The 19,781-nt window shown below is 67.2% G+C and carries 12 protein-coding genes; 5 read left to right on the top strand and 7 right to left on the bottom strand.

From position 1 onward, the window contains the following. Nucleotides 1–29: 29 nt before the first annotated feature. A complete protein-coding gene (locus tag NB3_RS11420) occupies nt 30–485 on the bottom strand; it encodes an RDD family protein (RefSeq protein WP_067800795.1) in 456 nt (151 codons plus the stop codon). A gap of 252 nt (nt 486–737) precedes the next feature. On the opposite strand from NB3_RS11420, the gene glnA reads away from it, so the two are divergent. Continuing rightward, nucleotides 738–2,174 carry a type I glutamate--ammonia ligase gene (gene glnA / locus NB3_RS11415; RefSeq protein ID WP_067800793.1) on the top strand — a complete coding sequence of 479 codons (1,437 nt, stop codon included), beginning with the start codon at nt 738–740 and terminating at the stop codon, nt 2,172–2,174. Nucleotides 2,175–2,315: 141 nt separating this feature from the next. Here the strand turns inward: glnA and NB3_RS11410 are convergent, their stop codons facing one another. Together NB3_RS11410 and NB3_RS11405 are read right to left on the bottom strand one after the other, a co-directional pair. After that, complete coding sequence (locus NB3_RS11410) at nt 2,316–3,341, bottom strand: hypothetical protein (protein WP_067800790.1); 1,026 nt, start codon at nt 3,339–3,341, stop codon at nt 2,316–2,318. Between the two features lie 136 nt (nt 3,342–3,477). Further along, nucleotides 3,478–4,815: an FAD-binding protein gene (locus tag NB3_RS11405; RefSeq protein ID WP_067800787.1), complete on the bottom strand. Its 1,338-nt coding sequence runs from the start codon at nt 4,813–4,815 to the stop codon at nt 3,478–3,480. Between the two features lie 193 nt (nt 4,816–5,008). Here NB3_RS11405 and NB3_RS11400 point away from each other — a divergent pair, with 193 nt between their 5' ends. Genes NB3_RS11400 through NB3_RS34975 form a run of 3 tightly spaced genes read left to right on the top strand, consistent with a single transcriptional unit; the run spans nt 5,009 to nt 9,571 of the window. Next, nucleotides 5,009–5,350 (top strand): hypothetical protein, encoded by a 342-nt coding sequence (locus NB3_RS11400; protein ID WP_067800784.1) that lies wholly within the window; start codon nt 5,009–5,011, stop codon nt 5,348–5,350. Between the two features lie 34 nt (nt 5,351–5,384). After that, nucleotides 5,385–7,391: a type VII secretion target gene (locus NB3_RS11395; protein WP_067800781.1), complete on the top strand. Its 2,007-nt coding sequence runs from the start codon at nt 5,385–5,387 to the stop codon at nt 7,389–7,391. Beyond that, entirely contained in the window at nt 7,388–9,571 is a 2,184-nt protein-coding gene (locus tag NB3_RS34975) for a hypothetical protein (RefSeq protein WP_067800777.1), read from the top strand. Before NB3_RS11395 ends, NB3_RS34975 begins: the two co-directional genes overlap by 4 nt. Nucleotides 9,572–9,862: 291 nt before the next feature. On the opposite strand, the gene NB3_RS11385 is transcribed toward NB3_RS34975, so the two are convergent. The 3 genes from NB3_RS11385 to NB3_RS11375 form a co-directional block, all read right to left on the bottom strand. Beyond that, nucleotides 9,863–12,058 (bottom strand): elongation factor G-like protein EF-G2, encoded by a 2,196-nt coding sequence (locus NB3_RS11385; protein ID WP_067800774.1) that lies wholly within the window; start codon nt 12,056–12,058, stop codon nt 9,863–9,865. 95 nt (nt 12,059–12,153) lie between these two features. Then, a complete protein-coding gene (locus NB3_RS11380; RefSeq protein WP_067800769.1) occupies nt 12,154–13,644 on the bottom strand; it encodes a serine hydrolase domain-containing protein in 1,491 nt (496 codons plus the stop codon). A 127-nt stretch (nt 13,645–13,771) separates the two neighbouring features. Continuing rightward, the gene (locus NB3_RS11375) at nt 13,772–15,196 is read right to left on the bottom strand and encodes a WGR domain-containing protein (protein WP_067800766.1); all 1,425 of its coding nucleotides are present in this window, start codon (nt 15,194–15,196) and stop codon (nt 13,772–13,774) included. A gap of 136 nt (nt 15,197–15,332) precedes the next feature. Here NB3_RS11375 and NB3_RS11370 point away from each other — a divergent pair, with 136 nt between their 5' ends. Next, nucleotides 15,333–18,779, top strand: a complete 3,447-nt coding sequence (locus NB3_RS11370) for an AAA family ATPase (protein WP_067800764.1) — start codon at nt 15,333–15,335, stop codon at nt 18,777–18,779. A 24-nt stretch (nt 18,780–18,803) separates the two neighbouring features. On the opposite strand, the gene NB3_RS11365 is transcribed toward NB3_RS11370, so the two are convergent. Continuing rightward, nucleotides 18,804–19,184, bottom strand: a complete 381-nt coding sequence (locus tag NB3_RS11365; RefSeq protein ID WP_157111732.1) for a DUF5666 domain-containing protein — start codon at nt 19,182–19,184, stop codon at nt 18,804–18,806. Nucleotides 19,185–19,781 lie beyond the last annotated feature (597 nt).

The following is a 19,781-nucleotide window of genomic DNA, read 5'->3' as shown; positions in this document are numbered from 1 at the left end:
CTTTCGGTCGGCGTCGTCGACGCGGAAAGTCAGCGTGAGTGCACCAGCGCCGTGCCGGTCGCCCGGTCGTGCATGCCGCGCCCGTCGGCGTCGGTGAACAGCGCGGGCACCACGAACAGCAGCAGCACCTGCCTGGCCAGCGCCCGGACGAAGCCGACCGGCGCCGCCGCGTCGATGCGCACCGTGCGCAGCCGCAGGAAATACTGCCCGGGGGTGAACCCGAACAGCGTCACGGCCCCCACGCCGATGACGAACCAGATCAGCAGCGTCAGACTCGACGCCGAGCCGCTGCGGCTGATCAGCGCCGCGATGCCGAGGGCGATCAGCCAGTCCACGAACAGGGCGGCGATGCGGCGGCCCATACCGGCCAGCGAGCCCGCCCCGGCCTGCGGCAGGCCGAGTTGCGCACCGGGGAACTCGGGGGTTGCCGGACCGCCGGAGTCGGCCGGAGGTCCGGAAAGCCAGGAGCCGGTGATGCGTGCCATGCACCCCACAATAGGCGCGAGGGAACCGGCTCCGGGCATCGCATATGCGGAGTTCAGCGTCGTCGCGCGCCACGGCGCGGGCAGGACTACCATGCATTTCGAGTCATGGTGGGCAGCACCACGCCGCCGGACGCACGTGTAACACCGGCGAAACACATCCTTGACTGCAGGGAAACACGGCATCCATAGCGTCTGGTCGCGACGAACCCATGCAAGCGACACTGGCTGGGAACCGATCCGTAAGGAGAACAAGTGACGTTCAGCACGGCCGACGAGGTCATCAAATACATCGCTGACGAGGACATCGAGTACGTCGACATCCGCTTCAGCGACCTGCCCGGTGTGCAGCAGCACTTCTCGATCCCCGGGAAGGCCTTCACCACCGACCTCGCCGAGGAAGGGCTAGCGTTCGACGGCTCCTCCGTTCGTGGGTTCCAGTCCATCGACGAGTCGGACATGCTGCTGCTGCCCGACTTCTCCACCGCGCGTGTCGACCCGTTCCGCGCCGCCAAGACGCTGAACCTGAACTTCTTCGTGCACGACCCGTTCACCCGCGAGGCCTACAGCCGCGACCCGCGTAACGTCGCCCGCAAGGCGGAGGAGTACCTGCGCTCCACCGGCATCGCCGACACCGCGTACTTCGGCCCCGAGGCGGAGTTCTACATCTTCGACTCGATCCGCTACGACTCGGCCATGAACGGCGCCTTCTACGAGATCGAGTCGGTCTCCGGCTCGTGGAACACCGGCGCGGAGTTCAACCCGGACGGCACCCGCAACCGCGGTTACAAGGTCCGCAACAAGGGTGGCTACTTCCCGGTCGCGCCGTACGACCACTACGTCGACCTGCGCGACAAGATCTCGACCAACCTGCAGAACTCCGGCTTCGAGCTGGAGCGCGGCCACCACGAGGTCGGCACCGCCGGTCAGGCCGAGATCAACTACAAGTTCAACACCCTGCTCGCCGCGGCCGACGACCTGCAGCTGTTCAAGTACATCGTCAAGAACACCGCGTGGCAGGAAGGCAAGACCGTCACCTTCATGCCGAAGCCGCTCTTCGGTGACAACGGCTCGGGCATGCACGTGCACCAGTCGCTGTGGAAGGACGGCAAGCCGCTGTTCCACGACGAGGCCGGCTACGGTGGCCTGTCCGACCTGGCCCGCCACTACATCGGCGGCATCCTGCACCACGCGCCGTCGCTGCTGGCGTTCACCAACCCGACGGTGAACTCCTACCACCGCCTGGTCCCCGGTTACGAGGCCCCGATCAACCTGGTGTACTCGCAGCGCAACCGCTCCGCCGCGGTCCGCATCCCGGTCACTGGCAACAACCCGAAGGCCAAGCGCCTCGAGTTCCGCGCGCCGGACTCCTCGGGCAACCCGTACCTGGCCTTCGCCGCCATGATGATGGCCGGCCTGGACGGCATCAAGAAGAAGATCGAGCCGCTGGCCCCGGTCGACAAGGACCTCTACGAGCTCCCGCCGGAGGAGGCCAAGAACATCCCGCAGGCCCCCACCAGCCTGGCGTCGGTCATCGACCGCCTCGAGCAGGACCACGACTACCTCACCGAAGGCAACGTCTTCACCGAGGACCTGATCGAGACCTGGATCACCCTCAAGCGCGAGGGCGAGATCGCCCCGGTCAACCTGCGGCCGCACCCGTACGAGTTCGAGCTGTACTTCGACGTGTAAGCCTTCTCAGGCTTGTGAGCTGCGGCGGTGGATCCATCGGGTCCTCTGCCGCAGTAGGTTCGCCCGAGTCCATTCGTTTCGCGACCACTTCGCGAAGCGGGTGGACTCGTCGCGTTCGGCACCCGCAGGCGTGGGTGAGTGCTAGGCGTCGCTCCAGGTGGGCACGCCGTAGACATTCAGTTTGTCGATGCCGTGGTCGGCGGAGGTGCCCAGTCCGACCGCCGAGTAGCGCCAGCTCGCGCCGGATGACGCTGCCGACTGGGTGAGTGCGTCCACGGCCACGGTGCTGCCATGGTGCCGGGACGCGAGTTCGCGGACGAGGCCGGTCAGGTCGTCGTTGCGGCGGGCGGCCAAGGTGAAGGCGTAGGTCGGGGCGCCGGAACCGCGTGCACAGCAGACGAAGTAGTCGTACCTGTGCAGTTCGGCCGCGTCGATACCGCACCGGACGAGTTCGGACAGGACCTCCCACGCCGGATGGCCGAAGTCGCGGACCAGTTTCATCGGCACGGCGGCGTCGTCATATCTGGCGCGCAGGTAGATCTTGTGGTTCAACTCGCCGCGGGCATCCACTTCGAGCGCAACGATGACCGGTTTGATGAGCTTCGGGTCGTCGGGGACCGGAGTCAGATCGGCGAATCCAGGCCACACGTCACACAACCGGCGCAGCCCTCCGGGCACGACATCCGGATAGCCGTACACCTTGAGCCGGGCCGCGTGGTCCGGCACTGCGGAGTGGTGGACGACACCTATCCACGAGGCCGAGCGATACCGTGAAGACACACTCGCCGGATCGGGATACAGCGTCGCGATGAAAGACTCGAACATATCGGCGACCGTCTCGTCTCCGTCCGGCAGCCACGGGACGAGAGCACGGATCGCGGCGATCTGGGCCGTGACGCGCGAGTCGAATCGCGTTTCCTGAGTCGCGGTCTCCGTGGCGTAACGAACCACGGGCGCCACGTCGCCGCCGCCGCCGGACACACTCGCTTCGAACGGAAGGCCGGAGACGGTCAGCAGACTGGCGCGGTATCCATCCGGCCCTCGCTCGGACAGTTGTCCACCGCAGGCGCGCTCCATCATCGCGCGAACAGTGGCGGGATCACACGAGACAGCCAACCGCTCGGCCAAGTCGACCAGGAAGTCTCCGGCCGCTTCGGACGACACCATCGTCAGGACTGTTTGCCGATGACGTGAGCGACGAGTGGCGGATCGACACTTCTACCCATATCGCCAAACTCTCTCATTCGGGCTGAGACGTCCTGCCATTCGGATTCCCATCGCTGGTGACAGCAGGGAGTGAACCCTATCGGGACCAGGGATCGTCCGAGAACTGATGCCCCAGGGCGGCGCGTACAAGCGGGTGGTGGGCGTTGACGTGTTCCAGGCGGTGGGCCGAGCGCAGCTGCGCGAGTCGAGGCAGGTCCGTTCCGTAGAGTTGTTCGGCCGCAGCGGCGTCGAGGACGTCGAAGCCGTAGAGGTAGGGACGTCCGCCCAGCTCGAGACAACGCTCCAGCACGCCGCGTAACGCGGTCCGGGTAGCGGCGACGGCCGCGAGCTCGCGGCGTAGCGAGGTACAGAAGCCCACGCCGATCGAGACGGGAGCACTGCCCGCCGGAGTGAAAGGGAACGCGGTCGCCTCCGGGGAACGGCGCACGATCAGAAGCCACAACAGTTCGAGTCCACGGTTCAGTGAATCCAGGTGCCGTAGCGCGTCCACGGCCGCGAGCATCGGCGCCAGTTGCCCGGCGGGCACGATGTAGTCGGTGCACAAGCGCGCATGGCCCGGGGGCGGGGCAGCGGTGCGCGCTGCGGCGTGGTTTCCCTGAAACGAAAGATCGGCGACGATCGCACAGCCTTCGTCGCGACATTGCTCCGGACCGCTTCCGCGCCATCCGATAACGGTCTGGCACACGCCGTGTCGGATGGACGCGTAGAAGATGTCGATGTCGTCGCGCTCCGCCATCCGCTCGGTGTGCTCTACCAGGTCGGCCTGCGAGTCGTGCCGGGTGCGGTGAAGGTGGGTGTCGCGGCGGTACGGCACGGTGCGCAGCACTGCCCGTTCGATCAGTCCGACGGTGCCCGATCCGCCGAGGGCGAACCGGAACAGCTCCGAGTGGTCGGTACGGGAGCACCAACGGCTGGCCCCCGTGCCGTCGATCAGCTGGATCCGCTCCACGTGATCGACCTGCATGCCGGAGCGCACGGAGTCGATTCCGATGCCGCCCATCGAGAGTGTGCCACCCACCGACAGCTGCAAATAGTCGGGCAGCACGGGAAATGCCGCGCTGCGGCGATTCAGGTAACGCTCCAGGCCGTACCAGCTCATCCCGGCGGGGACCTCGATCAGGCCGTCACCGAGGTCTCGCACTTGCGGGGCCGCGGCCTCCGGCGCGTAGGTGACCAGCAGTTCTCCCTCGGTGACGGTCTGCCCGTCAGAAGAATGACCCGCGCCGCGCAGCGTCAACTGTCGACCGGAACCGAGTAGCGCGGCAGGAAACGCCGATGGCATCCGGTGTACCGCGCGGCTGACGGCGTACCGCAGGCCGCCGAAGTCGGTGCTGAACTCGTCGATAGGGGCCTCGCGGAACTCGTGATCTCCATGCGGGAAACCGGCTCTGGCCCGAGTATGCTCGCTTCCCACTATTGGGAAGCGAACTCTTTCGGAGGTGTCGCATCCTGAAGGGCGCCCTGCGCTCGGCAGAGCCGGGCGCTCGGCGGCGTTGCCGACATGGACGAGTGCGGGCGCGCCGGTTGCCCATAGGCGGCGTTGGGCGGCCGCGGATAAGTGAGGATCTGTGAGAGAAGTACATCCTTACGTACGCGCCGGACTGAGCATGGCCCGGGAGTTGCGGCACCGCATCGCTGAGATGCGGGAACGGTCCGACGCCATCGTGGCGCGCCGACCCTCCCCCAGCGGCCTGGTCATTCCCGAGGTCGACGTGATGGGACGGCTGCGGGATCTCTATCTCGCGCCCGGGACCTGTGCCCGATTCGGCAATCAAGAACTCGCCGCCGAAATCATGGCCGCTATCACCGAAAGCACAGCGGATGCCCGGCGGCAATACCACTTCGTCATGAACAACGCCGAGAATTTGCCGCGTCCCTTCGCCGAGGTGATGCGGGAGTGGAAAACCGGAAGCGATCCGGTCCCCAACTTTGGGAAGGCGGAACAATGAACCCGAGATAGCTGGCGGGAGGGATCGACCGAGCATGCCCAATTACCTGGATGTTGAGCCGGATCAGCTGCGCCGCATGGCCCAGCAACACGATTCGCTCGCAGCGGACATCCGGAAGTGGGGCGAGATCCCGCATGACTGGCTTGCCGAGTTCCAGTCCACCTACGGTGTGATCGCCGACCCGATGCGGGGAGCGCTGGTGGACTACTACAACAGGCGTCATCAGTCCGCTGAGCGCCTCGCCGCCAGGCATGAGCGGACGCGAGACGAATTGCTCGCCGCCGCCGCCGCCCTCGAAAACGCTGACCACTCCGGTGGGCAGAACATCAGCCATGCGGGCGACCTCGCTGGCGGCGCGCCTCGGGGCGGCCCCGCTTTCGGCGCGCCCCCTGGTCATCCGACGCCGGTCGGCGCAGGTCCGCACACACCGACCGCGGACGGCCCCCAGCCGAATGTCGCACAGCCTGGGTACCCTCCGGCCACATCAGTCGACCCTCGGATGCCGGAAGGCGCGACTTACTCGGATTCCGCCCCGGTGCTGCCGGCAGCATCGGCACCACAGCTCAACGATCCCGGGCCTGCGGGGGTTGCCGCGCCGCAGGCGACGATGCCCGGCACGTTCGGCGTGCCCCAGCCCGGTTGGGGCGGCATGCCGGATTCCGGTTCTGCCGGCGTATCCGTCGGCCCCCTCGGGGCCTTGAACGGCGTCGCGGACGTGCCGATCGACATGAACGGTCACGCGGGCGTCGCCGACGGATTGCCCGCACCGATGGCGGGAGGCACTGCCCCGGCGACGGTTTCCGCTGGTGGTGGGGGCGCGGGTACGGCCGTCCGGCCTCCCGCCCCCCTGGCGACAGGCCCGCTTGCGGCGGCGCTGCATCCGGCCGAGGATCGGCGGGCGCTGCCGTCGTTGGTGGTGGGTGAGGGGTCCGAAGACGACTTGGCGCTCGCTCGCACTCTGCTTGCCGCGACTCTGTCCGCGGTAGCCGATTCGGCGCCCGGTCTCGACTGGGGGGTGGCGGTGTTGCGGACTGTCGGTGGCCCTCTGGTTCTGCTGACGTCCACCGAGGGACGTGGTTGGTTGCCTCCCCGGCTGTTCCTGCCATCGGAAGTCGTCATCCCGTGGAGGTGGGACTCGATATTGCGCGCCGCGGGCCGGCAGTCCATTGCCGCCTTGGAAGGGACGACCGATCCCGCTCGGATGCTGGCCGAATTCTGCATGCTGGTAGGCGAGCGCAGGCGGGCCCGGATCAGCGCCCTGGTGTCGTCGGCGGCGATTGCGGACGACCTGCGTAGGGCACTCGGCGACGATGTGGCCATCGAGGATCGCGTGTCCGCCGCCGAGTCCGCTGTCGATCTCACCTCCCCGGGCGCCGGGCTGGCCGACCGGCTCACGCTGGCCGGGTCGGATGACCTGCTGCGGGAGGCTTCGACGGTGCCGGACGCCGAAATAGGAGCGCGTTGCGTCGAATTGGCGCGCGCCGCGGATGCTCAGGTGCGCACGGCGTTCTCGGTAGGCAACGCGGGGGGCTCACCGCATCGTGCTCGTATCCTCGATGCTCTGCAAGCGGGTCTGCCCGTCCCGGAGAGTTGGTGGCATCAGATACGGACTGTCGATGCGTTGGCAGCAGCCTCGGCGCGGTCGCGACGAATCGACATCTCCCATATACCGGTCGGAGGCGTCCCACCGAATGTGACCGGAATGGAAGTCCTGCGCGCCATGGTTTTCGAGCGTCGCGTCGATGAACTGCTGCTGTTGCTCGCCGAAGGGGAGCCGGACCGGCAGACACTGCGTGATGCGCTCTATACATACGGCCAGATAACCGAGCATCCGTTGTTCCCTGCGGCAGTGCGGGTATCGGCGGCGCCTGCGATCCGCCCTGGGTCGGCGGTTTCCGACGTCGCGATCGCCCCGGGCGTGCGGGCCGGTTCTCGTGGCGTGAGTTCGATGAGTCACGGCGAGGCTCCCCCATCCGTCGCCGGATTGCTGAGCGGTCCGGCAGGGTCGGAGAGCTCCGGTGAGCAGAGGAGAGCCCGATGAGCAAGGTAGACGACGTCGTCAGTGAGATCAAAAAGGATTACGAGTCGGGTGGCTGGGACTCTGTCGGCTTCCAGGACGATCAGGCCAAGAGGTCGTTGGACAAGCTGGCCGGATTGAACTCGACCGAGTTCAAGGAAGCCTACGACCAGCTTTTTCATTACACGCACGACCCCGCGTACTTGTACACCTTGCCTGAACAGCTCCTCAAGGACGCCGGCGACCTGGTGAAGGACCCCAAGTATCGGGGCGTTGTGGGTGCGCTGAGCTCCGGCGATCCGACGGATTACATCAAATCCAAGCAGAAGGAGGAACTGGAGGCCGAATATACGAAGTTCGGCAAGTACGGCAAGGACAACTTCCAGGATGAAGACAAGCACGCGCAGTACGTGGACCTCTATGTTCCCAAGGGAGCCAGTGAGGCGCTGAAGTTGCTGATCGCGGACACCGAGTTCACGATGCAGTGGGATTTCGACACACTCGGTGTCGGCAATCCGAAGGAGAACCCTGACTTCTCCGCGCTACTCGACGACAAGAAGGTGGAGTCCGCGGACGGTTGGTCCAAGGTGAGGGACGCGCATGGTGAACTCAGCGGCAAGTTGAAGGAACGGCAGGACAAATACAGCGGCGACCACAAGTCCGTTGTCAACTCCACATACGATGCGAAGATCACCGGCTCCGATACGTTCAAAGAGCTCAAACGAATCATGGACGACCTCAACAAGGACCTCGAGTACGCGCCCCCGGTGTCGAGTCTTCAGCGTAACGGGAATCAGCTCACGGAAAGCTCGGGCGGTCCTGTCACTTCCGCTATGCAGATACCGGTGTACGAGAAGAATACAAAAGAGGGCACCGATGGTTATGGTCAATATTTCCTGACCGCCGAGGCGGAGCAACGGTACTACGTCCGGGCAATCGACGATCGCACCGCCGAGTGGGACAAAGTTTACGGGGAGGCGACGAAGAAGTATCAGCATCAAGCCGAGGATGTCGACGGCAAGAATGCCGACGATCACAGCGGCGATAAAGGTGACAAGGGAGACAAAGGGGATAAGGGAGATAAGGGAGACAAAGGCGACAACGGGGATCAGAAAGGCGGCGACAACGGTAACGACGGCAACGGAAACAACGGCAACGGAAACAACGGCAACGGAAACAACGGCAACGGAAACAACGGCAACGGCGGCAACGGAAACAACGGCAACGACGGCAACGGAAACAAGGACGGCGACAGCAACAAGGACGGCGACGGCAACAAGGACGGCGACGGCAACAAGGACGGCGACGACAAAAACGGCACCGGCAACGACGATTCCGGTAGCGGTACGGGCGACGACGGTTCCACCGGCGGCTCCTCGACGGGGGGCAATGGTTCCGGATCCGGTTCCGGCGGCGGCACCGGCTCTCCGAGTGTCCCCGCTTCCCCTGCGCCGACCGGCGGCAGCAGTGGCGACGGCGGCGCAGGCATGATGCAGAACCTCGCCATGATGGCTGCCATGGCGGGGATGATGAACCAGGGCAACCAGCACAACGGTTACCAAGACGAAGAGGACCGGCGGGAGCGCGAGGAGCGCGAAGAGCGGCGTGAGGAACGGCGGCGCCAGCGCGAGGCTCAAACGGCCGCCGCGAATCAAGCTGGTCAGCCCCAGCCTGGAAGTCCTTCCGGTGTGACGGCGCCGACGTACGCGGGTACGCCGCCTGCCGTGACGACGCCGGGCGCGACGGTGCCCCTCCAGATCGGCAACCAGACCGTGCAGGTGCCCCCGGAGCTCTCGGAACCTTTGCAGCGGCAGGCGCAGAACACCGCCATGGACGCGGCGGCCGCGTACGCCGGGACTCCCGGCGAGTCGACGGCGGAGCATCCCTGGGCAACGGTCAACGATGTCGCCCAGTTGCAGTCGGGCGATGTCGTGCAGTGGGAGAAGCACAGCGCGCTGATCGTCAAGACCGACACCGGGCTGACCATCGTGGACGGCGGGCAGCTGATTCCGCTGGATCCCAACAACCCGCCGCTGACGGACAAGTACGGCGGTTTCACGGGCTACGCGCATCCGACGGGTCTGAACGTCGGTTCCGCTACCGATCCGACGGCCGCGACACCGCCTACGCCCACCCTGAGCACGGCACCGCCTGCCGCTCCGCAACCCGCCGGTCCACCGGCCATCAACCCGCCGCAGGTCTGAGCGACTCGAAGCATCGCGACCGAATCCCTGGCGGAAGTGGATCGGCCGCGATGCTCGCCCGCCGGGCGCGCGGTCAGGCGTTCGGCTGCGCCTGCCCTGCCGCAGATCCGACGCAGTAGCGCACTCCGGTCAGGCACGCCGATGCCTCACACAGGTTGATGTGCCGCTGAGCATCGCGCGCGGCTGCTCGGCTGAACCCTGGCCGGACAGCCCCTGTATCCCCGAAGTCGGGCAGGACCTCAGTACTCACCGCCTTGACCTCCGGGTCCGTGGCGGCTCGGCAGAAGCGGACTACGCGCGTGCCTTCTCCCCGCGCACCGCGGCGGCGATCTGGTTCGGCATCGGTTCGTGGCGCGCGTACGCGCGGGTGAAATCGCCGGTGCCGTGGGAGATCGAGCGCAGGTCGATGGCGTAGCGGCCGAGTTCGAGTTCGGGGACCTCGGCGTGGATCCGCGTGCGCCCTGCGCCGTGCGGCTCGGTGCCGAGGACTCGGCCGCGGCGGCTGGACAGGTCGCTCAGCACCGGTCCGACGTAGTCGTCGGAGACCAGCACCCAGACTTCGGCCAGCGGCTCCAGCACCCTGATTCCCGCGGCCGCCGCGGCCTCACGGAGGGCGAGCGCACCCGCCGTCTGGAACGCTGCGTCGGAGGAGTCGACCGAATGGGCCTTGCCGTCGAACAGGGTGACGCGCACGTCCACGAGCGGATATCCGGCGGTCAAGCCACGGGTGGCTTGCGCGCGCACGCCCTTCTCCACCGACGGAATGAACTGGCGCGGAACTACTCCGCCGACAACTTTGTCCACGAACTCGATCCCTGACCCTTCTGGTAGCGGCTCGACCTCGATCTCGCACACGGCGTACTGCCCGTGCCCGCCGGACTGCTTCACATGCCTGCCGCGCCCGGTCGCCTTGCCCGCGAACGTCTCCCGCAGGGCCACCTGGTAGTCGGTAAGGTCGACCTGCACGCCGAACCGGGTCCGCAATCGTTCCAGCGCGACGTCGCGATGCGCCTCGCCGAGACACCAGAGCACCAGCTGGTGGGTCTGCGCGTTGTGCTCGAGCCGCAGTGCCGGGTCCTCGGCGGCGAGCCGGGCGAGGCTCTGCGAGAGCTTGTCCTCATCGGTCTTGCTGTGCGCGCGGATGGCGACGGGCAGCAGCGGATCGGGCATCGGCCACGGCTCGATCCGCAAGGGGCTGTCCGTGGACGACAGCGTGTCGCCGGTCTCGGCGTGACCGAGTTTGGTGACGTAGGCGATGTCGCCCGCGATCGCCTGGCGCAGCGGGCGTTGCTGTTTGCCGAACGGAGCCGAGATCGCGCCGACCCGCTCGTCCAGCTCGTGGCTCTCATGGCCGCGGTCCTCGAGGCCGTGGCCGCTGATGTGCACCGTGTCGTCGGCGTGCAAGGTGCCGGAGAAGACGCGGACCATGCAGACCCGCCCGACGTACGGGTCGGACGCGGTGCGGATGACCTCCGCGGCCAGCTCACCGTCCGGGTCGCAACGCAGCGGATGCGGCTCTGCGCCGTTGCTGGCGGTGATCGGGTGCTCGGCCGGCGTCGGAAAACCACCGGTGATCAGGTCGAGCAGTTCCACCGTGCCGAGGCCCTGCTTGGCCCCTTCCGGCGCGGGCGCGGCGAACAGCACCGGATGGAAGCTGCCCCGCGCGACCGCGCGCTCCAGATCGGCGACCAGCGTCGCCAGGCTGATCTCCTCGCCGTCGAGGTAGCGCTCCATCAGGCTCTCGTCCTCGCTCTCGGCGATGATGCCCTCGATGAGGCGATTGCGCGCCTCCTCCAGCGCGGGCCGCTCATCGGGCGAAGGGTCGCCCTGGACCTCCTCTCCGGATGAGTAGTCGCCCACGCAGTGCGGCAGCAGCTCCACCATGCCGGTGACCGGCCGGTGACCGTCCGGGTTCTTCGGGCCGTACACCGGCAGGTGCAGCGGGAGGATGCTCTCCGTCGATCCGCCGCCGAGCACGGTGCGGCAGGCTTCGGTCATCACGTCGTACTCGTCGCGCGCGGTGTCCAGATGGGTGATCACGATCGCGCGCGGCATCCCGACCGCGGCGCACTCCTCCCACAGCGCCCTGGTCGCTCCCGCGATCCCGTCCACGCCCTCGGCTGCCGAGATGACGAACAGCGCCGCGTCGGCCGCGCGCAATCCCGCCCGCAGCTCGCAGACGAAGTCCGCGTATCCGGGCGTGTCGACCAGATTGACCTTCATACCGGCCCACGTCACCGGCACCACCGACAGCTGCACCGATCGGTGCTGACGGTGCTCGATCTCGTCGTAGTCCGACAGCGACGTGCCGTCCTCCACCCGCCCGGCGCGATTGACCGCCCGCGCGGTGAGCGCCATGGCGTCGACCAGCGTGGTCTTTCCCGACCCGCTGTGCCCGACCAGGACCACGTTGCGAATCTGCTCGGGCCGCTCCGCTGTCATCACGCCGCCGTCGCCCGCGGCAGCTCCGTTGGTCTTGTCCACCATGTGTCTCGCTCCTCTGCCGACACCTGCCGTACATCCACCTTCCCACCGGGCGTTGCGTTCCGCCGACGAATCGGCAGATCAAGGTGCGGAGCGCGTCATTCGCAGGCGGGTGAGGGCGAGCCGATTCCGGCGATGTTCTCGCAGGCCCAGTGCGGGTCGAGACGCCAGGAGCCGTCGCGCGGGACGAACGGCACGACAGCCGGACGGCGGCCGCCCGGCCCGGCGAAGACGACGGTCGCGAGGAGGTGACCGCCGGCGTCGGTCGCTTTGCCGACCGTCGTGGTGGTCGGTGCGAGGGCCTGGGCGAGCCGAGTGACCAACTCCGGGTCCTTGTCGTCGTCCGCGATCCGCAGTGGCTTCCGCGCGACGGGAACCGCCGGGTCCAGCGTCTGTCGTAGTCGGTTGTCGAGATCGGCGACCGCGGGCACCGGTGGGGCCGGCTCGGTGGTCGCAGGTGCGCCGGGCACCGTGCCCGGATACAGCTGACGGACGATGCCGAACCAGATGACCGATGCGGTCACCCCGAGCAGGGGCGGAGACGTGAATTCGCTGACCGCGACGGTGACGCTGACATCCTGCTCGGGGAGATAGGCCATGTGGGTGGTGTAGCCGGGCACCGCGCCGTTGTGGCCGATCCAGCGGCCGAACTCCACCATGCCGAGGCCGTAGCGCAGGTCTCCGGCGAACTGGGTCCTGGCGCGGAAGGTCTCCGGTTTCAGCAGGTCGCCCCGGCCGAGCAGGCGGGCGTACTCGGCGAGGTCGGAGATGGTGGACACCATGCTGCCCGCCGCTCCGAAGAGTGCGGGGGTGGTGCGGGCGGTGACGTCGGTGGGCGTTTCGTCGAAGTAGGAATATCCGTGACCTTCGGGTGCGGGGATGGTGGTGTCGGTGGGATATGTCGTAGCGCGCAGTCCGTGCGCGGCGGCGACTTCGCCGATCACTTGGTGCACCGGTTTTCCCAGGACCTTCTCGAGCACCAGCCCCAGTAGGTAGTACTCGGAGTTGGAGTACTCAACCCGTTCGCGGGGCGGCATCGCCTTCTCGGGATGCGCGATGATGGCGCGCAGGCGGTCGCCTTCGTGCCATTCGGACGCCGGGGTCTTCGCGACTATCTGCTCGGCGAAAGCCTGCTCTTGGCGAAGATCCCAGACGCCGCCTCGCATCCCGAGCAGATCCCGGAGGGTGATGGCGTCTCCGTTCGGCACGCCCGGCACGTACCGTTCCAGCACGTCGTCCAGAGAGAGTTTTCCCTCGTCGGCCGCGCGCAACACGGCGGTCGCGGTGAAGGTCTTGGTGATGCTCCCGATCCGGACCTGATCCGCCACGTCCATCGGACGACCGGTCGCGAGATCCGCCGTGCCGTATGCCCTCATGAAGACACCCCGTTTCGGGTCGTGCACTGCGACCAGCGCTCCGGGGGCCAGCCGCGCTTCCCTTTGCGGTTGCACCACGCGGTCGATCTGCTCGGCTGCCTCGGCTGGAAAACTACGGTCATGGCGCTCGTTCGACGCGCACCCGGCCAGCAGCGCCGCAGTGATCATCAGCGCCGCGACGAGCGCACGCAGCGATGTGAATCGTCCACCCATCGATTCGTCCCCCCTATCCGAAAGTGCTTCTGTCAGTGTGCCAGGACCCGGAGCGGCCGGGATGCTGTCAGCCTTCCTCGCACATCTGCTAGATCTGCGAGGAACGCGTTCTTTCCGAACGTCTGTCTCAGGACAGCCGGCGGATGTCCCCGCGCACGCGGTAGAAACCTCCGCGCGCCGACTCGGCTATGCCGTCGACCACGTAACGAGCCCCCGCATGGCGAATGTCCTTGGGGAACTGAACGTTCCATCCGCGGTGATATCCCGGCGACACGACTCGCACGCGCAGGGAAGCGCCATGGCTCACGCACTCCACGACGATGCCGTCGCCCGCTTCGGAGGCGATCTCGACGGTGTCGCTCGGCAGCACCGCCGAGATCTCGGGGGCCTTCACCGACACCGTCTGCGGCAGCACACCCTGCTCGGCAGCGCTGATGGCGGCCTCGGCGACATCGAGGCAGGCCAGCGTGCCGGTCGTGGTGACCAAGTACAGCTTCTCGTCGTGGTACTGCATGGAGTACGCCGAGCCGCAGCCGGTGGCCAGCTTCCACACGCGGTTGCCCGCGGCGTCGAAGCAGTACACCGAGGAGTAGTTGTCACCGGCGAAGACGTAGCGGCCGTCGGGTGAAGTGGCGCAGGAGAAGACCGCGGCGTCGCACTGGTAGGTGCGCTCGGCCCGGCCGCCTTTGGAGACCGTGCGGACCTGGTTACGGGAGGTGCCCGCGTAGACGGCGTCGGATTCCTGCCAGCCGAACAGGACGTCGCCGCCGGTGCCCACCTGCCACACGGTGCTTCCGCTGTCCAGGTCGTACTTGGTGACGCCGGCGGAATGCCCGTGGTAGACGCCGTTCGCGTCGATGCGCACCAACCAGCCGGAATCGCCGGTGCTGCGCCGGGTCCACAGCGACTCCTCCTCGTAGTCGATCACGGTGATCCCGCCTTGGCGGTCGGAGACGCCGAGGATGCCGTCGTGGATGTCGAGCCAGTAGATGTCGACATCGGCCGCGATGTCGTAGGCCGCCCGCGGCACCTTGCCGGACAGGTCGTAGACGCGCCCGTCGTCGCATCCCGCGTAGATCCAGAAATCATCCGCCACGATGCATTTGACCGAATCCGGCAGGCGGTAGCGGCCGGTGACCGCGCCGTCGGGAGTCAGGGTGAACACGTCGCCGCTCTCGTTGCCCACCCAGCAGCGGCGCTCGTCGACGAAGATGCCGAAGGCCGCCGCGCCGGAGTCGAAACTCCACAGCACCGGCGCCGCCTTCGCGGTGGAACGGCCACTGCTGATCGCGCGCCTGGTCACCGGACGCCTGGTCCGCGCGCCCAGCACGGCGGGCGCGTATCCCTTGCGCACCTTCTCGCCGATCTTCTTCGCCGCGGCCGCCCGCGCCTTCTCCTCGGAGGCGAACGAACTCACCTTCGTCTGCCCTTGTTCGCCGATGCGACCGAAGCGAACGCTCACCTGCGTGCCCGCGACGATCACCTCATAGAACTTGTGCGCGGTACCACTGTCCTCGGACAGTTCGAGATAGGTGGTTCCCCCGATAGTCATAGCGCCTCGCCTGTTTTCGTCAGATCAGAACGGGACGAAAGTTAGCAAGAGGCACCGACATTCGACGGCACGTCCGGACAGCGCCGGGTACGGGTCTGGCACAATCAGGCCGGGCTCGTGAGGAGGGGGATACATCATGGTGCTGACCGCGCGATTCCAGCCGGGCTCGACCAGCCGCCCGTTCGTCGACCGCGAGCCGGTGCTGACGCGGTTCGACGAACTGCTGGCCGAGGCCGCCGAGCGCCCCCAGGTGATGCTGCTCGGCGGTGTGGGCGGGATCGGCAAGTCCCGGCTGGTCACCGAACTGCGAGCGCGGGTGGGCAAGAAGCATCCGGCGGCGGTGCTCGATCTGCAGGTTCCGAGTCATCGCCAGGCCGCGGACGGACTCGCCGTACTGCGCATGCAATTCGGCGCGCAGAAGATCAAGTTCCACCGCTTCGACATCGCTCGCGCGGTGTTGTGGCAGCGCATGCACCCACATCTACGCCTGACCTCGGATTCGCTGGCGCTCGCCGAGCACAGCGAGATCTTGACGGAGATCCTCAACGACGCCACCGGCATCCCGGTCTTCGGCACGGCGACACGGCTGCTCGATCTCGGCGCACGCAAGGTCATCCGCACCCATCGGATCCGCCACGATCCCGTCCTCCAGGAACTCGACCGGTTGAGTCTCGCGGGTCTGGAAGCAGCCGTCTCCTATCTGTTCGCGGAAGATCTGAAGAACGGGACGGAGGGCAAGCCCTATGTGGTCTTTCTGGACGCCTACGAAGCGCTGATGGGCGGCGCCGATCGGGAAGGCCGCGCGGCGGCGTCGGACGCCTGGCTACGTGATGTGGTTGCGCAGCTGGACACCGGGCTGGTGGTGATCGCCAGCCGCGAGCCGATGGGATGGGAGCGGCACGACCCGGAGTGGTCGGCCCGGATCCGGAACGTGCCGGTCGACGACCTGCCGATGGACGCCCGCTTCGAATTGCTCGACTCCTCCGGCATCGAGGATCCCGCCGAGCGCGCGGCGATCGCCGCTTCGAGTGCGGGCGTCCCGTTCTATCTGCATCTGGCCCTCGATGCACGCACCCGGGCGGGTTGGGTGCCGCCGTCCGAATTGGTCTCTCCGGAAACAATTCTCGAACGTTTCCTCCAGTACGTGCGCCCCGAGGAAGTCCGCATGCTGGAACTGCTGGGGCTGCCGCGCACCTTCGATCGAGAGATCTTCACCGTGGTCGCCCGGCAGTTCGAGCTACCGCACCACATCGCCGCGTGGAAGTCCCTAATCGCGTACTCGTTCGTCTACGTGGCGGACGAGAACGACGAGGGCGAGCGCTTCCAGCTGCACCAATTGATGGTGGACGCGTTGCAGCGGCGTTTGGATCCGGACGTCCGGCGCACTCTGCACGGGGTGCTGCACAATCTGTGGTTCGCCCGCGCCGAACGGTCGGTCGGCCGGGTCGCGGCCTTGCGGGAGGCGGGATATCACGGGGTTCGGTCCGGGCTGTTGTCCGCGGTGACGTTGCTGGGATACGTCGATCGGATCGAAGCGGCGGGCGGCAGCCAGGGCATCGGTGGAGTCATCAGCGATCTGGACCGCTACCTGAGCGATCCGCATGAGAACCTGACAAGTATGGCCGAACTGTCGGAACTCACGCGGTGCCTGGAAGCGGAAGCGGCGGTGCTGCTCGGCGACGCCAAGCAAGCCGATCGGCTCACTCGGGACGTCGCGTTGGACCTGACCGGCCCGATCGGGGAGCGGTTGGCCGTCGCCGCGGCGAACGCACGTCGCATACTCGGCGACACCGACGACGCCCTCGCCATCTATCACGACGTGTGGTCGCGCGGATCGGGGCGGGCCCGGCTCGTAGCGGGGCAGTGGGCCGCCGATCTACATATGTGCCAGGGCCGATTCGATCAGGCACTGACCATGTGCGACGAACTCGTCGCGATGGCGGACCACGACGACCGTGAGTTCCTCGGCGATGTCGCCCGTTTGCGTCATCTCGCCTACCGGTTGGCGTTCGACACCGAGCGCGCCGCCCGGTATCTGACGGAGGCCGACACCCACTACCGAGCCGCCGGCAGCGTCGTCGGACAGGCCAATATCGCGACGAACCTGGCCGAACTCTTGGCGCTCACCGACCCGGCTCGGGCGATCGAGGCCGCCGGAGCGGCGATCCTGCGGCAGCGTGAGCTCGGTGCGCTGCACGAGCTCGGAAAGGCCTACACCGCATTGGGTCTGGCGCGGTTGTCGCTCGGTGAACTGGATGCCGCCGAGCACGCGCTCGCCGAAGCGTGCGAGATTCTCGAGCAGGCCGGGTACCGCTCCGGGCGCGCGAGAGCCGAACTGTTTCGCGCGGGCGTCTTCGCGCGCCGCGGGCAGCGCGACGATGCCGTACGCAGTGCGCGCTGGGCCATCGCGGAATTCGAAGGCGCGAACGTCTACCCAGGGCTGGTCCTCGTCGCGCGAGCGGTGCTGGCGCTCTACGGCTGGACCGAACCCGATATCTCGAAAGCCGCCGCGGTCGCGCGGTCGCGCATCCAGCCGCCGACGCCGGGATCGGCTTTGGACCGCGACGCCGCACGAGTGATCGCGCGGGTGATCGGTGTCGACGCCGAGGCGATGTACGACGAGGCGCTTTCCCGATCGCAGTCCGCCGCCGGGTACTACAACCACAACGTTCGCGTCGACGGCGTCGCCGGTACGGTGAACGTGCGAATTCCCGTCGACGGCGCCGATGTGATGGACCTGCGGCAGTGGCCGGAACCAGCCGTGCTGATCGCGATCGAACCCTTCGTCACCTCGGCGCCGAGGCTGCGCTGGGAATCGGTCCACCCCGCGTACCAGATCCACGACTACATCGACGGCGACCTACTGGATCGCATCGCGCCGCGCGGCGTCCGGGTTCCGGCTCACGTACCGCAGGACGTCGCGGCGTTGTTCGGTGAACTCCGGCGTATCCCACGAGATCTGCTGCCGCCGGTGGAGCCCGATTGGGGTGAGGAACCGGCTGGGTTCGCCCGCCGATTGTCCGGCGTCACCGCGCGCGTGCACCGCGACAGCAGCGCCGATTTCGGCGAGGTGTACCGGCGCTTGGGCGTGCCCCACGAGCCGCTGGAGCACATCGTCGCGGCGTGGGACACCCTCGAGCCCCGGCCTTTCCGGATGCTGCATGCCGACGTGCACCGGAAGAACATGATTGTGCGAAACGGCCGGGCCGTCTTCTTGGATTGGGAATTCGCGCTGTTCGGCGACCCCGTCTACGACGTGGCCACGCATCTCCACAAGATGGGTTACCTGCCGGACGAGCAGGATGCGTTTCTCGCCGCATGGGTCGCCGCGGAGCCCGAGGCCGCGGTCGGGCAGTGGCGTCGTGACCTGCAAACCTACCTGGATCATGAGCGGGTCAAATCGGTCATCGTCGATGCGGTTCGCTACAGCAAAGCGCTTCGACAGGGCGAAGCAGGCGAGGTGGCGGAGGCGGCGTTGGTAGCGAGCATGTCCGGGAAGCTGCGCCTGGCGCGTGACGTGTGGGGGCAGAGCGGGCCGGTCGATGACGCGGCGGTGGAGGCGGCTTTGCGTGGGAGGGATTGACGCGGCGATCCCGCCCGTCCGCGCTCATCTGCCGGGGGCCCCGATCGAGATGCCGGTGATGAACTCTGCGAGGATCGTGTGGTCGGGATATTGCCGCCCGTAGACGGCGATGATGGCGCCGACGTGGATGTCCGTTGCCCGTTTGGCGGCCAGGACGTTCACCTTGGTGTTGGCGTCCGCGCGGACCTTCACGCTGCTGCTGGTGAACGCGTTCCTGACCACCATGGTGGTGCCGTCGTTGGCGGTGACTTTTCCGAAGGTGACCCCGATGCCTGTCTTGACGGGAGGGGCAGCGGCTGCCTGCGGTGTCGTTCGGACGGTGGACGTCGTCGCAGGGGCGCTCGGTGTGCTGGTGCGCAGTGCCGTCGTGGCCGAGGACGATGTTCCGGTCGGGTGGTTGTTCACCAGTAGACATCCCGACACGAGCAGGAGCACCACACCGACGCAGAGTCCGACGAAAGCGGCCGCCCCGGAGTGGTACGTCCGGTGCGGCTCGTCGTCCTGAGGTTCGGGTGGCGGCGGTATCGCCGTCGCCTGCGCGACGGGTCCGCTCTTCGGCGCGACCGAGCCCGGATGCACTCGCGGCGGTGGTGTCGCTTCGCTGTGCGTGTTCGACCACCCGCCCGGCCCACTCGCCGCAGCGGTGATCGATCGGGTTATCGATCTGGAAAGAGTTGCGGCCGAGAATGATTCGGGATCGCCACCGACCCGTGCCAGCCTGCCCACCTCCGCCGGCTTTCGACGGTGCGTACTCCAGCGAGGCATAGGGCAAGGTTAGGTGTCCCCGTAGCCGAATCTGTTGTCACTGGCGGGAGTACCGGCCTGACCTGCTTCGATAGGGGGCGTCGGCTTGATAGGCGGCTCGCGGCGACTGTCGGTCGCGCCTTTGATGTCCGAATCCGCTGCGGCACAGTGCTTTCACGTATCGAACCGCCGCGCGCCGGTGCTGAGCCAAGCAGCCTTCCGTATGTGCGCTGCACAGAGGGGAAGAGGTTGCGGCTG

Source organism: Nocardia beijingensis NBRC 16342 (assembly GCF_001612785.1).
GTDB classification, from domain to species: domain Bacteria; phylum Actinomycetota; class Actinomycetes; order Mycobacteriales; family Mycobacteriaceae; genus Nocardia; species Nocardia beijingensis.
Note: the sequence above shows the minus strand (reverse complement) of the source record. Positions and strands in the feature narration are given on the sequence as shown.

Coding starts and splice junctions, on each gene's coding strand:
- NB3_RS11420 (WP_067800795.1), bottom strand. CDS start 485: ATGGCACGCATCACCGGCTCCTGGCTTTCCGGACCTCCGGCCGACTCC.
- NB3_RS11380 (WP_067800769.1), bottom strand. CDS start 13,644: ATGGGTGGACGATTCACATCGCTGCGTGCGCTCGTCGCGGCGCTGATG.
- NB3_RS11410 (WP_067800790.1), bottom strand. CDS start 3,341: ATGGTGTCGTCCGAAGCGGCCGGAGACTTCCTGGTCGACTTGGCCGAG.
- NB3_RS34975 (WP_067800777.1), top strand. CDS start 7,388: ATGAGCAAGGTAGACGACGTCGTCAGTGAGATCAAAAAGGATTACGAG.
- NB3_RS11370 (WP_067800764.1), top strand. CDS start 15,333: ATGGTGCTGACCGCGCGATTCCAGCCGGGCTCGACCAGCCGCCCGTTC.
- NB3_RS11395 (WP_067800781.1), top strand. CDS start 5,385: ATGCCCAATTACCTGGATGTTGAGCCGGATCAGCTGCGCCGCATGGCC.
- NB3_RS11400 (WP_067800784.1), top strand. CDS start 5,009: ATGGCCCGGGAGTTGCGGCACCGCATCGCTGAGATGCGGGAACGGTCC.
- NB3_RS11385 (WP_067800774.1), bottom strand. CDS start 12,058: ATGGTGGACAAGACCAACGGAGCTGCCGCGGGCGACGGCGGCGTGATG.
- NB3_RS11375 (WP_067800766.1), bottom strand. CDS start 15,196: ATGACTATCGGGGGAACCACCTATCTCGAACTGTCCGAGGACAGTGGT.